Origin of the sequence: Kitasatospora sp. NPDC008115 (genome assembly GCF_042957205.1) — a bacterium.
GTDB lineage: Bacteria > Actinomycetota > Actinomycetes > Streptomycetales > Streptomycetaceae > Kitasatospora.
On the sequence record NZ_JBIBHU010000035.1, the window covers coordinates 43,186 to 58,549 of the forward strand.

The 15,364-nt window shown below is 71.1% G+C and carries 12 protein-coding genes; 3 read left to right on the forward strand and 9 right to left on the reverse strand.

The annotated features are described in order from the left end of the window. Nucleotides 1-100: 100 nt before the first annotated feature. Both ACFZBX_RS32720 and ACFZBX_RS32725 read right to left on the reverse strand, forming a co-directional pair. A complete protein-coding gene (locus ACFZBX_RS32720) occupies nt 101-439 on the reverse strand; it encodes a DUF4233 domain-containing protein (protein ID WP_391537423.1) in 339 nt (112 codons plus the stop codon). 2 nt (nt 440-441) lie between these two features. Continuing rightward, nucleotides 442-1,833 carry a bifunctional folylpolyglutamate synthase/dihydrofolate synthase gene (locus ACFZBX_RS32725; protein ID WP_391537424.1) on the reverse strand — a complete coding sequence of 464 codons (1,392 nt, stop codon included), beginning with the start codon at nt 1,831-1,833 and terminating at the stop codon, nt 442-444. Between the two features lie 174 nt (nt 1,834-2,007). Between ACFZBX_RS32725 and ACFZBX_RS32730 the strand changes: the two genes are divergently transcribed. Beyond that, entirely contained in the window at nt 2,008-2,880 is an 873-nt protein-coding gene (locus tag ACFZBX_RS32730) for a glycosyltransferase (RefSeq protein WP_391537425.1), read from the forward strand. After that, complete coding sequence (locus ACFZBX_RS32735; protein ID WP_391537426.1) at nt 2,802-4,337, forward strand: chitinase; 1,536 nt, start codon at nt 2,802-2,804, stop codon at nt 4,335-4,337. The genes ACFZBX_RS32730 and ACFZBX_RS32735 overlap by 79 nt, the downstream gene beginning before the upstream one ends. A gap of 35 nt (nt 4,338-4,372) precedes the next feature. Here the strand turns inward: ACFZBX_RS32735 and ACFZBX_RS32740 are convergent, their stop codons facing one another. Together ACFZBX_RS32740 and ACFZBX_RS32745 are read right to left on the reverse strand one after the other, a co-directional pair. After that, the gene (locus ACFZBX_RS32740; RefSeq protein WP_391537427.1) at nt 4,373-4,918 is read right to left on the reverse strand and encodes a hypothetical protein; all 546 of its coding nucleotides are present in this window, start codon (nt 4,916-4,918) and stop codon (nt 4,373-4,375) included. Nucleotides 4,919-5,172: 254 nt separating this feature from the next. Further along, nucleotides 5,173-7,812, reverse strand: coding sequence for a valine--tRNA ligase (locus ACFZBX_RS32745; protein ID WP_391537428.1), 2,640 nt, complete (start codon nt 7,810-7,812; stop codon nt 5,173-5,175). A 185-nt stretch (nt 7,813-7,997) separates the two neighbouring features. On the opposite strand from ACFZBX_RS32745, the gene ACFZBX_RS32750 reads away from it, so the two are divergent. Beyond that, the gene (locus ACFZBX_RS32750) at nt 7,998-8,780 is read left to right on the forward strand and encodes a hypothetical protein (protein ID WP_391537429.1); all 783 of its coding nucleotides are present in this window, start codon (nt 7,998-8,000) and stop codon (nt 8,778-8,780) included. An 80-nt stretch (nt 8,781-8,860) separates the two neighbouring features. Here ACFZBX_RS32750 and clpX read toward each other — a convergent pair whose 3' ends face one another. The 5 genes from clpX to ACFZBX_RS32775 all read right to left on the reverse strand — a co-directional run bounded on the left by clpX (nt 8,861) and on the right by ACFZBX_RS32775 (nt 15,275). After that, entirely contained in the window at nt 8,861-10,150 is a 1,290-nt protein-coding gene (gene clpX, locus ACFZBX_RS32755; protein ID WP_350569305.1) for an ATP-dependent Clp protease ATP-binding subunit ClpX, read from the reverse strand. A gap of 282 nt (nt 10,151-10,432) precedes the next feature. Next, on the reverse strand, nt 10,433-11,095 hold the full coding sequence (locus ACFZBX_RS32760; RefSeq protein WP_350569306.1) for an ATP-dependent Clp protease proteolytic subunit: 663 nt from the start codon (nt 11,093-11,095) through the stop codon (nt 10,433-10,435). A 57-nt stretch (nt 11,096-11,152) separates the two neighbouring features. Beyond that, nucleotides 11,153-11,770 carry an ATP-dependent Clp protease proteolytic subunit gene (locus ACFZBX_RS32765; RefSeq protein WP_376096046.1) on the reverse strand — a complete coding sequence of 206 codons (618 nt, stop codon included), beginning with the start codon at nt 11,768-11,770 and terminating at the stop codon, nt 11,153-11,155. A gap of 296 nt (nt 11,771-12,066) precedes the next feature. Beyond that, complete coding sequence (gene tig, locus ACFZBX_RS32770; RefSeq protein WP_391537430.1) at nt 12,067-13,464, reverse strand: trigger factor; 1,398 nt, start codon at nt 13,462-13,464, stop codon at nt 12,067-12,069. Between the two features lie 254 nt (nt 13,465-13,718). Continuing rightward, nucleotides 13,719-15,275 (reverse strand): MDR family MFS transporter, encoded by a 1,557-nt coding sequence (locus ACFZBX_RS32775; protein ID WP_391537431.1) that lies wholly within the window; start codon nt 15,273-15,275, stop codon nt 13,719-13,721. Between the last annotated feature and the right edge of the window lie 89 nt (nt 15,276-15,364).

Below are 15,364 nucleotides of genomic sequence, written 5' to 3' on the forward strand. Positions count from 1 at the left end.
AATCGGGTGCGGCGCGCACACGCGGGTCCGCGTGCGCCGTGCGACTACCGCAGAGGCTACCTTGCGTGAGCAAAGGCCCCGGACCCGGTCCGGGGCCGTCTCAGGCGGTCGCGGCGGCGGCCCGGGCGGCCTTGATCTCGTCGATCCTGCGGCCGTAGTGCACCGAGCACCACCACAGGCCGGCGAAGACCAGGCCGAGCGCGAACATGGTCGGCACGACGAAGCCGCTGGCGATCAGCGCGAGCTGCAGAACCCAGCCGACGGCGACCGCGCCGGGGCGGGTGATCATGCCGCAGAGCAGCACGCACAGCGCCATCGCGATGCCGCTGACCGTCCACAGCGCGGCGGTGGACACGTCGGAGAGCTGCATCGCGACCAGCGCCGCGAAGAGCACCACGAGGGCCTCGCCGATCAGTGTCGAGGAGCAGAGCGTCCTCATCGTCACTTCCTCCCGAGCAGCAGGCGGGCCTCGCCCACCGTGATGACCGAACCGGTGACCAGCACCCCGGCACCGCCGAGGTCGCCCTCCTCCTCGGCGAGGGTGACGGCGGCGGCGATGGCGTCGTCGAGCCGGGGCTCGACCTGGACGCGCTCCTCGCCGAAGATCTCGACCGCGAGCGCGGCCAGCTCGTCCACGTCCATCGCGCGGTGGGTGGAGTTGCGGGTGACGACGACCTCGGCGAGGACCGGCTCGAAGGCCTCCAGCAGGCCGGACACGTCCTTGTCGCCGCTGGTGCCGATGACGCCGACCAGCCGGGTGAAGCCGAAGGACTCGGTGAGCGCGGCGACGGTGGCCCGGGCGCCGTGCGGGTTGTGGGCGGCGTCCAGGACGATGGTGGGGCTGCGCCGGACGACCTCCAGCCGGCCCGGGGAGGTGACGCCGGAGAACGCCTGGCGGACCTTGTCGGCGTCGAGCTGCCCGCCGCGGGCGCCGCCGACGCCGAAGAACGCCTCGACGGCGGCCAGCGCGAGGGCGGCGTTGTGCGCCTGGTACTCGCCGTGCAGCGGCAGGAAGACGTCCTCGTACTCCTCGCCGCCCAGTCCGCGCAGGGTCACCAGCTGGCCGCCGACGGCGAGTTCGCGGCGGATGACGCCGAACTCCATGCCCTCGCGGGCGACCGTGGCGTCGACCTCGACGGCGCGGCGCAGGATGGTCTGGGCGGCGTCGAGCTGCTGCTGGGCGACGACGGCGACCGAGCCGGGCTTGATGATCCCGGACTTCTCGACGGCGATCTCGCCGGTGGTCTCCCCCAGCTTGTCGGTGTGGTCCAGGCCGATCGGGGTGATCACGGCGACGGCGGCGTCGATGACGTTGGTGGCGTCCCAGGAGCCGCCCATGCCGACCTCGACCACGGCGACGTCCACCGGGGCGTCGGCGAAGGCCGCGTAGGCCATGCCGGTGAGCACCTCGAAGAAGGACATCGCGACCGGCTCGCGCTCGTCGACCATCCGCACGTAGGGCTCGATGTCGCGGTAGACCTCGACGAACCGCTCGGGGGTGATCGGGGCGCCGTCCAGGGTGATCCGCTCGGTGACGCTCTCCACGTGCGGGCTGGTGTAGCGGCCGGTGCGCAGCTCGAAGACGCCGAGCAGCTGCTCGATCATCCGGGCGGTGGAGGTCTTGCCGTTGGTCCCGGTGACGTGGATGGAGGGGAAGGACCGCTGGGGCTGGCCCAGGATGTCCATCAGGGCCTCGATCCGGTCGAGCGAGGGCTCCAGCTTGTTCTCCGGCCAGCGCTCGGAGAGTTCCGCCTCGACGTCGCGCAGGGCGTCGCCGGTGCCGGCGTCGGCGGGGCGGAGGGTGTACGGGTTCGGGTCGGCCTTGTCGCTCACGAACACAGTCTACGGAGCGGGGCCCGGGGCTCCTCACGGGGTGAGAACGACCACTTTGCCCCAGTTCGGTAGTTCACTGTGTTTACTATCGATTTAGCGACATCAGACCGCAATGAAGCTTTGATTCGCACCCAAAGGAGACAAATTGCCTTTGATCGTGAGGAGCGCCTCGCCATGCCCGACGCCCTGCGCCTGTTCGTCGAGACGCGACGCGAGGGGTTCCTCCAGCTCGGCGGCCTGATCTCGCTGGCCCTGCTCTGCTACATGGTCCTGGTGTTCGGCCGCTTCCTGGTCTACTGGGCCGGCTCCCGGCACGCCTTCCGGCACGGCACCCCCGCCGCCCCCGGCGACCCCGCCCTCCAGTGGCACCTGATGGTCCCCTGCCGGGACGAGGAGACGGTGATCGCCCGGACCCTCGCGGGCCTGCGGGCCGTCGCCCCCGCCGCCCACCTGTGGGTGATCGACGACGACAGCGAGGACGCCACCCGCGAACTGGTGCTCGCCGCCGCCGACCGCGACCCGCGCGTCCACCTCGTCCAGCGCCGCCGCCCGCACGCCCGGATCGGCAAGGGCGCCGCCCTCAACGCCGCCTACCGGGAGATCTCCGCCTGGCTGCCGCCCGGCACCGACCGCTCCCGGGTGGTCCTCGGCGTGCGACACCCCCGAGCGGCTGGACCGGCTGGCGAGCACCCCGAGCCCCTACGGCGACGGACTGGCCTCCGCCCGGATCGCGGACCTGACCGCCCGGCTGGTCCGGGAGGGCGCCGAGCCGCTTCCGGCGGCCGCCTGAACCGGGCCCCGGACCGGGGCCCTCTTGACAGCAGAATTGGTCTACTCCATTTTGTGAAGGCAAGTCTCCGATCCCGACAGGGACTTGAGTTGTCGGTAGCTCCCGCACGCACACCCATCGACACCCGGACGGTCCTCCCCCACGAGGGCCGCCGGCCTCCCCCACAGGAGATGGAGTCATGGCACCTGCCCGACAGCGGCGCCCGCGCGCCGTCCACTCGATGCTCGCCGGCGCCAGCGCCGTCGCCATCGGCCTGAGCGGTCTCGTCCTCGCCGGCGGCACCGGCGCGCACGCCGCGGCCGACGTCGAACTCATCACCAACGGCGGCTTCGAGGACGCCAACCGCCTCAGCGGCTGGACCTGTACGGCCGGCACCCCGGAGACCGCCTCGGTCCACTCCGGCACCGGCGCGCTGCGCTCCACCCCGGGCGGCAGCGGCACCGGCGAGTGCACCCAGACCGTCGCGGTGAAGCCGTCCTCGACCTACACGCTGAGCAGCTGGGTCCAGGGCTCGTACATCTACCTCGGCGCCCGCGGCACCGGCGGCACCGACCCGAGCACCTGGACGCCCGGCGGCAACGCCTGGTCCAAGCTGAGCACCACCTTCACCACCGGGGCGAACACCACCAGCGTCACCGTCTACCTGCACGGCTGGTACGGGCAGCCGGCCTTCCTGGCCGACGACGTCTCGCTGCTCGGCCCGGGCGACCCCAAGCCCAGCCCCACCGCGAGCAGCCCCGGCAGCCCGTCGCCCACCGACACCACCACGCCCTCCCCCACCGCCACCACGCCCACCCCGACCGCCACCACGCCCCGGCCTCCGTCCAAGCACCTGCTGACCGGCTACTGGCAGAACTTCGACAACGGCGCCACCGTGCAGCGGATCAGCGACGTGCCGGCCGCGTACGACATCATCGCGGTCTCCTTCGCCGACGCCACGAGCACGCCCGGCGGCCTGAGCTTCACCCTGGACCCGACGCTCTCCTCCCGGCTCGGCGGCTACACCGAGGCGCAGTTCAAGGCCGACATCGCGGCCAAGAAGGCGGCCGGCAAGAAGGTGATCCTCTCGGTCGGCGGCGAGAAGGGCACCGTCTCCGTCGCCAGCTCCGGCGCGGCCACCACCTTCGCGAACAACGCCTGGTCGCTGATGCAGACCTACGGCTTCGACGGCGTGGACATCGACCTGGAGAACGGCATCAACTCCACCTACATGGGGCAGGCGCTGCACTCGCTGGCCGCCAAGGCCGGCTCCGGCTTCACGCTCACCATGGCGCCGCAGACCATCGACATGCAGTCCACCGGCATGGAGTACTTCAAGCTGGCGCTGAACGTGAAGGACATCCTCACCATCGTCAACACGCAGTACTACAACTCCGGCGCGATGCTGGGCTGTGACGGCCAGGTCTACTCCCAGGGCACCGTCAACTTCCTCACCGGGCTGGCCTGCATCCAGCTCAAGAGCGGGCTGCGGCCCGACCAGGTGGGCCTCGGCGTGCCGGCCTCCACCAGTGCGGCCGGTGGCGGCTACGTCAGCCCGAGCGTGGTCAACAACGCGCTGGACTGCCTGGCCTCCGGCACCAACTGCGGCAGCTTCAAGCCCGACACCAAGTGGCCCGGGATCGGCGGGGCGATGACCTGGTCGACCAACCACGACGCCAAGGCGGGCGGCGGGATCGCCAACACCGTCGGCTCGCACCTGCACGCGATGCCGTAACCGCGACGCGCGGGGCCGTGGGGCCCGGGCGGGGATCAGACCCCGGCCCGGGCCTCCGGCACGCCCGCGGGCACCGAGCCGTGCCGGCGGCGCAGCTCGGCGGTGATCTCCGCCAGCTCGCCCTCCGGCAGCAGCGGCAGCATCATCGCCACGCCTTGGAGCAGGCCGCCGAGCAGGAAGGTGGTGTCGGGGGTGGTGGCGACCAGGCCGCGGACCTCGGCCACCTCGCCGGCCGCGACCGCCTCGATCAGCCGCGCCGCGTCCACGCCCTCCTCGTCGATGTGCACGGCGCCGGTGTCGCGCGGGGCCCGCCGGGCCATCGCCCGCAGCACCCGGTCGCCGACCTCGGGGGCGTAGGCCTTGCGGACCGCCTCGGCGGCGATCCAGGTGAGCAGCGTGGTCACCTCGCGCTCGGCCTGCTCCTCGAACAGCCGGTCCAAGGTGTGGTCGAACGCGAGCTGGTTCCCGTGCCGGAAGGCGAGCAGCAGGGTCGCCGCCCGTCCCTTGGCCTCCTCGACCGCCTCGGCAGGCAGTTCGCCGGCCAGTTCCTCGGTCAGCTCCTCGGTCACCATCACGTCCATGCCCTCCCGTCGCTCCTCGCCGTCCGGAACTCGAAGCACACCGTACACAGTCGACCTGGAAACTTCCGCGAGCGCGCGCGGGCAAGACCGGAATGAATTCGGGCGGAATAGGACCCCACCCGGTCCGGGCTGAATATTCGCCGGAAGGGAGCAACGGATTGGGCTATTGGGCCGCACGATTTTCCGACCTCCGGAAAAACGGCGGAGCCGCACCCCGCGTCGGCGGGATGCGGCTCCGGGGAACCGTCGGCGCGTCAGCCCTGCGGCAGCGCCGCGAGCTGGGCGGTGATCCGGGCGATGTCGGCCTCGGCGGCCTCCTGGCGGCCCCGGATCTTGGCGACCACGTTGTCCGGCGCCTTGGCCAGGAAGGCCTCGTTGCCGAGCTTGGCGCCGCACTGGGTCTTCTCCTTCTCGGCCGCCGCGAGGTCCTTGGCGAGGCGCTTGCGCTCCGCCGCGACGTCGATCGTGCCGGACAGGTCCAGCGCCACGGTCGCGCCGGCGACCGGCAGCGAGGCGGTGGCCGCGAAGCCCTCCTCGGGCACGGTCAGCCGCAGCAGCGAGCGGATCGCGTCCTCGTGGACGGCGAGCACGGTGCCGTCCAGGTCCAGGCGGGCCGGGACCTTCTGGGCCGGCTGGAGGCCCTGGTCCGAACGGAACCGGCGGACCTCGGTGACCACCTGCTGCAGCGTGGCGACCTCGGCCTCGGCCGCGGTGTCCCGGAAGCCGCTGTCCTTCGGCCAGTCGGCGACGACCACCGACTCGGCGCCGGTCAGCGTGGTCCACAGCGCCTCGGTGACGAACGGCACGACCGGGTGCAGCAGCCGCAGGGTGACGTCCAGGACCTCGCCCAGCACCCGGCGGGAGGCCTCGGCCTGCGCTCCGCCCTTGGCCAGGGTGGTCTTGGAGAGCTCGACGTACCAGTCGAACACCTCGTCCCAGGCGAAGTGGTAGAGCGCGTCCGAGGCCTTGGCGAACTCGTAGCCGTCGTACAGCGCGTCGACCTCGGTCACGGTCGCGTTCAGCCGCGACAGGATCCAGCGGTCCACCGCGGTCAGCTGCTCCGGGGCGGGCAGCGGGCCGTCCACGGTCGCGCCGTTCATCAGCGCGAACCGGGTCGCGTTCCAGATCTTGTTGCAGAAGTTGCGCGCGCCCTTGACCCAGTCCTCGCCGATCGGCACGTCGGCGCCCGGGTTGGCGCCGCGGGCCAGGGTGAAGCGGACCGCGTCGGAGCCGTAGGCGTCCATCCAGTCCAGCGGGTCGACGGCGGTGCCGGAGGACTTCGACATCTTCTTGCCGAACTCGTCGCGCACCAGACCGGTCAGGGCGACCGTCTTGAACGGCGCCTGGCCGTCCATCGCGTACAGGCCGAACATCATCATCCGGGCGACCCAGAAGAAGATGATGTCGTGGCCGGTCACCAGGACGTCGGTGGAGTAGAACTTCTCCAGGTCCGGGGTCTTCTCCGGCCAGCCCAGCGTGGAGAACGGCCACAGGCCGGAGGAGAACCAGGTGTCCAGGACGTCGGGGTCCTGGTGCCAGCCCTCGCCCGTCGGCGGCTGCTCGTCCGGGCCGACGCAGACGACCTCGCCGTCCGGGCCGTACCAAACCGGGATCCGGTGGCCCCACCACAGCTGGCGCGAGATGCACCAGTCGTACATGTTGTCGACCCAGTCGAAGTAGCGGCGCTCCAGCTCCTTCGGGTGGATCTCCACCTTGCCGTCGCGGACCGCGTCGCCGGCCGCCTTCGCCAGCGGCTCGACCTTGACCCACCACTGCAGCGACAGCCGCGGCTCGACCACCGTGTGGCAGCGCGAGCAGTGGCCGACGGCGTGCATGTACGGGCGCTTCTCGGCGACGATCCGGCCCTGCTCGCGCAGCGCGCCGACGACGGCCGAGCGGGCCTCCAGCCGGTCCAGGCCGAGGAACGGGCCGTGCACGGTGATCGCGCCGCGCTCGTCCATGACGCTCAGGTTCGGCAGGTCGTGGCGCTGGCCGATGGCGAAGTCGTTGGGGTCGTGCGCCGGGGTCACCTTGACGGCGCCGGTGCCGAACTCCGGGTCGACGTGCTCGTCCGCGACGACCGGGATCTCCCGGTCGGTCAGCGGCAGCTTGATGGTGCGCCCGACCAGGTGCCGGTAGCGCTCGTCGTCCGGGTGGACGGCCACCGCGGTGTCGCCCAGCATCGTCTCGGCCCGGGTGGTGGCGACGACGATCGAGTCCTCGCCGTCCCCGTAGCGGATCGAGACCAGCTCGCCGGGGACCTCCTCGTGCTCCACCTCGATGTCGGACAGCGCGGTGAGGCAGCGCGGGCACCAGTTGATGATGCGCTCGGCGCGGTAGATCAGGCCGTCGTCGAAGAGCCGCTTGAAGATGGTCTGGACGGCCTTGGACAGGCCCTCGTCCATGGTGAAGCGCTCGCGCGACCAGTCGACGCCGTCGCCCAGGCGGCGCATCTGGCCGAGGATCCGCCCGCCGTAGTTCTCCTTCCACTCCCAGACCTTCTCCACGAAGGCCTCGCGGCCCAGGTCGTGGCGGGAGAGGCCGGACTCGGCGAGCTGCTGCTCGACCTTGTTCTGGGTGGCGATGCCGGCGTGGTCCATGCCGGGCAGCCAGAGCACCTCGAAGCCCTGCATGCGCTTGCGGCGGGTCAGCGCGTCCATCAGCGTGTGCTGGAAGGCGTGGCCCAGGTGCAGCGCACCGGTGACGTTCGGCGGGGGGATGACGATGGTGTACGGGGGCTTGTCGCTCTTGGCGTCGGCGGTGAAGTAACCGCGCTCTACCCAGCGCTCGTACAGCTCGCCCTCTACGTCCGCCGGGGCGAAGGTCGTCGGGAGGGTGGCTGCTTCGTCCCCGGCGTGGGTGCTCACGGGGCGCTGGTTCGTGGTGTCGGTCACGACGGACAGTTTACGTAACCCGGGAACCGGGTCACGAACGGCTTTCACCCCCCGGACACCGCGGCGGGCGGGCACGGGCCCGCGGTGGTATTACCCGACCGGGTGACGGACCGGTGCGATAGCGTGCCGGGCATTCGTCCGAACCTTCGCACGAGCCCGGCACCACCGTCCCAGGAAGGGCCTCCGTGACCGAGCAGAACCCCTACGGCGCCCCGCCCCCGCCGCCCGGCGGACAGCCGTACGGCGGGCAGCCCTACGGCGGGCAGCCCGCGCCGCCGCAGACCCCGCCGCCCTTCGGCGCCGTCCCGCCCCAGACCGGGCCGCCCGGGCCGCCCGGCTACGCCCCGTACGGCGCGTTCCCCGCCGCCCCGCCGCCGCGCCGCCGGCGCACCCTCGGCATCCTCGTCGGCGTCTTCGTGCTCGTGCTGGTCCTCATCGGCGGCGCGGTCGCGTACTTCGTCTTCGACATCACCTCCAACGCCGGCACCCAGAAGATCGTCCTGCCGGCCACCTTCAACGGCCTCACCAGCGACGAGAACAACGAGGTCGCCCGGCAGATGGAGGAGGCCATCACCGCCGAGCTCGGCAAGGGCGACGGCTCCTGGCGACCCACCGGCGTCAGCGCGGTCTACCAGGACTCCGCCGAGGACCCGCGGCTCGTGGTGCTCGGCGGCTACGGCAAGGTGCTGGCCCCGAAGACCGAGCTCGACGCCATGTTCAAGGGCCTGCAGTCCGACGGCACCAGGGTCGGCGACCGGCACCCGGTCGACCCGGGCCCCAAGGGCGGCAGCATGGACTGCGGCGTCGCCTCCCAGGACGGCACCGACCTGGGCGTCTGCGCCTGGGCCGACTCCAGCAGCCTGGTCCTGGTGATGAGCCCGCCGGCCGAGGAGGGCGGCCGCCCCGACCTCGACCAGCTCGCCGCGGACACCCGCGCCCTGCGCGCCGTCGCCGAGATCCCCAAGTAACCGGCGACCACGACGGACGAGGGCCCCGGCGCCGCCATCAGGCGGTACCGGGGCCCTCGTCCGTGCCCGGGCGGGAGGCGTCAGGCGCTCTTGTCGCGCCGCTCCCGCTTGATCATGTCGCGCGGCACCAGGGTCGGGATGGCGTGCTTGGAGACGACGTCCCCGGTCACCACCACGCGGGCGACGTCCTGACGCGAGGGCACCTCGTACATCACGGACATCAGCACCTCCTCCATGATGGCCCGCAGGCCGCGCGCGCCGGTGCCGCGCAGGATCGCCTGGTCGGCGATCGCCTCCAGCGCGTCCCGGGAGAACTCCAGCTCCACGCCGTCCAGTTCGAAGAGCTTGCGGTACTGCTTGACCAGCGCGTTCTTCGGCTCGGTGAGGATCTGCAGCAGCGCCTCGCGGTCCAGGTTGTGCACGCTGGTGATCACCGGGAGGCGGCCGATGAACTCCGGGATCATGCCGAACTTGACCAGGTCCTCCGGCATCACCTGGCGGAAGTGGTCGCTGGCGTCCAGCTCCCGCTTGGAGCGGATGTTGGCGCCGAAGCCGATGCCCTTGGCACCCGCCCGGCCCTCGATGATCCGCTCCAGGCCGGCGAACGCGCCGCCCACGATGAACAGCACGTTGGTGGTGTCGATCTGGATGAACTCCTGGTGCGGGTGCTTGCGCCCGCCCTGCGGCGGCACCGAGGCGGTGGTGCCCTCCAGGATCTTCAGCAGCGCCTGCTGCACGCCCTCGCCGGAGACGTCCCGGGTGATCGACGGGTTCTCGCTCTTGCGCGCGACCTTGTCGATCTCGTCGATGTAGATGATCCCGGTCTCGGCCTTCTTGACGTCGTAGTCGGCCGCCTGGATCAGCTTGAGCAGGATGTTCTCGACGTCCTCGCCGACGTACCCGGCCTCGGTGAGCGCGGTGGCGTCGGCGATCGCGAACGGCACGTTCAGCATCCGGGCCAGGGTCTGCGCCAGCAGCGTCTTGCCGGAGCCGGTCGGGCCGAGCAGCAGGATGTTGGACTTCGCCAGCTCGATGGCGTCCTCGCGGCCGTTGCCGCCGCTGCGGCCGGCCTCACCGGCCTGGACCCGCTTGTAGTGGTTGTAGACGGCCACCGACAGGGCCTTCTTGGCGAGGTCCTGGCCGACCACGTACTGGTCCAGGAACTCGTAGATCTCGCGGGGCTTCGGGAGCTCCTCGAAGCGCACCTCGGAGGTCTCGGCGAGCTCCTCCTCAATGATCTCGTTGCACAGGTCGATGCACTCGTCGCAGATGTACACGCCTGGGCCGGCGATCAGCTTCTTCACCTGCTTCTGCGACTTGCCGCAGAACGAGCACTTGAGCAGGTCGCCACCGTCTCCGATGCGTGCCACGAGGTGCTTCCCCTTCGCCAGGGGCCCCGCGGGAGTTCCGGGGCCTGGTGCTGTGGACCGTCGACGCCGACGGCGATCGGTCTCGCTATCCGACGGTACTCTGCCGAGCCGCCGATTCCGCCCTCTTCGCCGGGTCTGCCCTACGCCCTGGGCGAATTGATACCGAACAGATGCCGTCGGAGCAGCCGCCGGTGCGCCGGGGGCGGGGCGCGCGAGAAGGTCGCGCGCCCCGCCCCCGGCATCCTCCCCGCCCGAGGACGGGCCGGGAGGGCGGTGCCGGCCTCAGGAGGTCAGCGAAGCCTTGCGGGTCGAGATGACCAGGTCGACCAGACCGTACTCGACGGCCTCCTCGGCCGTGAGGATCTTGTCGCGCTCGATGTCGTCGCGGACCTGCTCGACCGAGCGGTTGGAGTGCTTGGACAGCATCTCCTCCAGCTGCTCGCGCATCCGGAAGATCTCCCTGGCCTGGATCTCCAGGTCGGAGACCTGGCCGCGGCCGGTCTCGGTGTACGGCTGGTGGATGAGGATGCGGGCGTTCGGCAGCGCCATCCGCTTGCCCGGGGTGCCGGCCGCCAGCAGCACGGCCGCCGCCGAGGCCGCCTGGCCCATGCAGACGGTGGTGATGTCCGGCTTGACGTACTGCATGGTGTCGTAGATGGCCGTCAGGGCCGTGAACGAGCCGCCGGGCGAGTTGATGTACATCTGGATCTCGCGGTCCGGGTCCATCGACTCCAGGCACAGCAGCTGCGCCATGATGTCGTTGGCCGAGACGTCGTCCACCTGGGAGCCGAGGAAGATGATGCGCTCCTCGAACAGCTTGGCGTACGGGTCGTACTCGCGGATGCCCTGCGAGGTGCGCTCGACGAAGCGCGGGACGATGTAGCGGCCCTCGGCCCGCATGTCCTCGACGCGGGCCTTGGCGGCCGACAGGCTGGGGATGTTCATGGGTGTTCTGGTCCTCCGGAGCGTTGTGGCTGTGGTCTCGTGGGCCCGGGCCGGGGCTCAGGCGCCGGTGCCGCCGCCGCCGGGGACGTCCGCGGCACTGTGCATGATCGCGTCGATCAGGCCGTACTCCAGGGCCTCCTCCGGGGTGAACCAGCGGTCACGGTCGGAGTCCTGGGTGATCTGCTCGAAGGACTGGCCGCTGTGGAACGCGATCAGCTCGGACATCCGCTTCTTGGTGCGCAGCAGCTGCTCCGCCTGGATCCGGATGTCGGTGGCCGAGCCGCCGAGGCCGGCGGAGGGCTGGTGCATGAGGATGTTGGCGTTCGGCAGCGAGAAGCGCTTGCCCTTGGCACCGGCGGTCAGCAGGAACTGGCCCATCGAGGCGGCCATGCCCATCGCGATGGTGACGACATCGTTCTTGATGTACTGCATGGTGTCGTAGATCGCCATGCCGGCCGAGATCGAGCCGCCCGGGGAGTTGATGTAGAGGAAGATGTCCTTGTCCGGGTCCGCGGCCAGCAGCAGCAGCTGGGCGGTGATCTTGTTGGCGATGTCGTCGTCGACCTGCTGGCCGAGGAAGATGATCCGCTCGTTGAGCAGCCGGTTGTAGACCTGGTCGCCGAGGCCGCCCAGCACGTCACCAGCGGCGGCGTGCGGCGCCATCGGGCCGGGCATCTGCATCTGCGGGTACGTCACTTAGCCACCTGCTCAGTCGATTTGGACGGTCGCTCCACGGCCGTCACGATGTCGCACAGCTTCCGGGTATCACGTCGTGATTGTTGCTGTCCATGGACCCTAACGCGCAGGCCGGGCCGCTGAATCCCTCACGCAGAACTGTTCGCTGTGAGCGCAGGGTTCGCCCCGGGAGCCGGACTCCGGGCGGGAACGGCCCGGGAACGGCGCGGGCCCGGACACCGTACGGCGTCCGGGCCCGCGCTCACGCCTCAGGGCGAGCGAGGCGACCGCGGCGGTCAGGCCTCGGTCTTCTCCTCGGCCTCGGCCTCGGCGGCCGGGGCCTCGACGGTCTCGGCCGACTCGTCGGCCTCGTCGTCGTCGAAGTTGATCTCGTTGCCCTCGGTGTCGACGACCTTGGCGGCCTCGACCACCGTGGCCAGCGCCTTGCCGCGGGCGACCTCGCCGACCAGCAGCGGAACCTGGCCGCCCTGGACGACCTGCTGCGCGAACTGGTCCGGGGTCAGGCCCGAGCCGGCGGCGCGGCGGATGAGGTGCTCGGTCAGCTCCTCCTGGGAGACGTTGAGCTCCTCGTCGGCGACGATCTGGTCCAGGACGAACTGGGTCTTGATGCCCTTCTTCGCCTGCTCCTCGAGCTCCGCGAGGTACTCCTCCTCCGACTTGCCCTGGGTCTCCAGGTAGCTCGCCAGGGTGAGGCCCATCGGCTCCAGCTGGTGGTGCTCGAGGTTGTGCTTGCGGGTCTCGACCTCGTCCTTGAGAAGCTTCTCCGGGAACTCGATCTCGACCAGGCCGAGCAGCGCGTCCAGGACCTTCTCCTGGGCCTGGGTGGCCTGGTCGTACTCCTTCATGCGCTCCAGGCGCTTGCGGGAGTCGCCCTTCAGGTCCTCCAGGGTGTCGAACTCGCTGGCCAGCTGGGCGAACTCGTCGTCCAGCTCGGGCAGCTCCTTCTCCTGGACGGCGGTGACCTTGACGGTGACCTCGGAGGTCTTGCCCGCCTGGGTGCCGCCCTTGAGCTCGGTGGTGAAGGTGGCGGTGGCGCCGGCCTCCAGGCCGACGACGGCCTCGTCGATGCCGTCGATCAGACGGCCCGAGCCGATCTCGTAGCTCACGCCGGCGGCGGTGCCGTCCTCCGGCACCTCGCCGTCGACCTTGGCCTCCAGGTCGACGACCACGATGTCGCCGGCGGCGGCGGCGCGCTCGACGTCCTTGACCGAGGAGAAGCGCTCGCGCAGCTGCTCCAGGGACTTGGCGATGTCCTCGTCGGAGACCTCGATCGGGTCGACGGTGACCTCGATGGTCGAGAAGTCCGGAAGGGTGATCTCCGGGCGGACGTCGACCTCGGCGGTGAACTTCAGGTCACCGCCGTCGGCGATCTTCTCGACACCCTCGATGTTGGTGATGTCGGGCTGGCCGAGGACCTCGATCTTGCCCTCGTCGACGGCCTGCGTGTAGAAGCGCGGCAGGGCGTCGTTGACGGCCTCCTCCAGCACGGCACCACGGCCGAAGCGCTGGTCGATGACCCGGTTCGGGATCTTGCCCTTGCGGAAGCCCGGGACCGAGACCTGCTGGTTGATCTTCTTGTACGCCGCGTCGAGGCTGGGCTTGAGCTCCTCGAAGGGCACCTCGACGGTGAGTCGAACCCGGGTCGGGTTCAGAGTCTCGACGGCGCTCTTCACGGTTAGGTCTCCTATGGGCTTGCGGTCAGGTTGCCTGCGCCCTCCCCGGACGCCGGCCGGGGCCGGTTTCCAGCGGGTCGGGCGAGACGGGCGATGGGCGGTTGGAGCTGCATCTCCCGTGGGGGGTGGACGGTGAGCGTGACTCCTCGCCCTCGTGCGGTTGACCTGGGTGGACGCCACAGGGACTACCGCCAGCGCCCCATCCTACCGGTACCACGAAAGGCGGACGCCAGGACGCCGCCGTCCGGGCCCGTTCAGGCCCTCCCGGCGGCCTTCCGGGCCGCTCCGGACACGCCCCCGGCACCCCCGGCCGGCGGCGCGCCGGGCGCCCCTCCGTCCGGTCCGCCGCCGGACCCGTCACCGGCCCCCGTGCCGCCCGGTACCGGCGCCGGGCGCATGGTCGCGGCGGCGTCGGAGTCCCGCACCCACAGCGCGATCACGGCCGCGAGCAGGGCCAGGGCGGAGGCGGTCAGGAAGGCCGCGCGGTAGGCCGTGAGGTTCGCCACGGGCGTACCCGAGGCGTCCGCGGTGAACGGCCCGACGGCGGTCAGCACGGTGCCGAGCACGGCCACGCCGAGCGCCGAGCCGATCTGGCGCTGGGCGTTGTAGAGGGTGGAGGCGGCGCCGGTGGCGGCGGCGGGGACGGTCGCGAAGGCGGCGGTCTGGCTCGGCATGAAGACGTGCGACATCGCGAAGCCGGTCAGGAAGAGCAGCCCGCGCACGGCCCAGAGGTTGCTCTCCGGCCCGATCGTCGCCATCAGCGCCAGGCAGCCGGCCACCACGGCGGATCCGGCGGCGAGGAGCCGGCGCGGGCCGATCCTCGGGTAGAGCCGGGCCGACACCTGGGAGGCGAGCATCACACCGAGCGCCTCGGGGAACACCATCAGCCCGCTGTGCAGGGCGTCCATGCCGAGCGCGTTCTGCATCAGCAGCGGGAACAGGTAGAGCATGCCGAGGAAGGCCGCGCCGGAGAAGAGCGAGAGCAGGTTGACGGTGCGGAAGATCCGGTCCCGGAAGAGCCGCAGGTCGAGCATCGGCTCGGGGCGGCGCAGCTCGACCGCGACCAGGGCGGCGAGGGCGAGCAGGCCGGCGAGCGCCGGGGCGAGGATGCGCGCGCTCCCCCAGCCCTCGGACGCCCCCTCGGACAGCGCGTACATCGTGCCGCCGAAGCCGACGGCGGCGAGCAGGAAGCCGGAGAGGTCGAACCGCCCGGCCCGCTCGACGCGGTAGTCGGGCAGGAAGAGCAGGCCGAAGACCAGCCCCGCGAGGCCCACCGGCACGTTGACGATGAAGACCCAGTGCCAGGACCAGCTGTCCACCAGCCAGCCGCCGAGCACCGGTCCGCTGGCCGGGGCGACGGCGGTGGGCAGCATCAGCACCCGGGTGGCCCGCATCCGCTCCTCCTGCGGGAAGGCGCGGAAGAGCATGGTCATCCCGACCGGGGTGAGCAGGCCGCCGGCCGCGCCCTGGAGGATCCGGTACAGGGTGAGCGAGGCCAGCGAGTCGGCCGCGCCGCAGAGCAGCGAGGCGGCGGTGAACAGCGCCAGCGAGTACAGGAAGACCCGGCGGGTGCCCAGGCGGTCGCCGAGCCAGCCGGAGAGCGGGACGAAGACGGCCAGGCTGACCAGGTAGCCGACGTTGATCACGCCGACCCCGGCCGGGTCGGTGCCGAAGTCCCGGCCGATCGCGGGCACGGCCACGTTGACGATCGTGCCGTCCATGATCGTCATGAACAGCGAGGCAACGAAGACGACGCCGACCGCGATCTTGGGGTTCATCCGCGTCGGCCGGCTCGGGCTCGTCGCACTCATCGGGAAATCTCCAGGCTTGGTGAAAAATCAACCACCTACCATGCCGGAGCCGGGCCGCAAACGACAACAGGGCCCCGCCCTGGGCGAGA

Coding starts and splice junctions, on each gene's coding strand:
- ACFZBX_RS32765 (WP_376096046.1), bottom strand. CDS start 11,770: ATGCCCGGCCCGATGGCGCCGCACGCCGCCGCTGGTGACGTGCTGGGC.
- ACFZBX_RS32735 (WP_391537426.1), top strand. CDS start 2,802: ATGGCACCTGCCCGACAGCGGCGCCCGCGCGCCGTCCACTCGATGCTC.
- ACFZBX_RS32775 (WP_391537431.1), bottom strand. CDS start 15,275: ATGAGTGCGACGAGCCCGAGCCGGCCGACGCGGATGAACCCCAAGATC.
- ACFZBX_RS32730 (WP_391537425.1), top strand. CDS start 2,008: ATGCCCGACGCCCTGCGCCTGTTCGTCGAGACGCGACGCGAGGGGTTC.
- ACFZBX_RS32740 (WP_391537427.1), bottom strand. CDS start 4,918: ATGGACGTGATGGTGACCGAGGAGCTGACCGAGGAACTGGCCGGCGAA.
- ACFZBX_RS32720 (WP_391537423.1), bottom strand. CDS start 439: ATGAGGACGCTCTGCTCCTCGACACTGATCGGCGAGGCCCTCGTGGTG.
- ACFZBX_RS32760 (WP_350569306.1), bottom strand. CDS start 11,095: ATGAACATCCCCAGCCTGTCGGCCGCCAAGGCCCGCGTCGAGGACATG.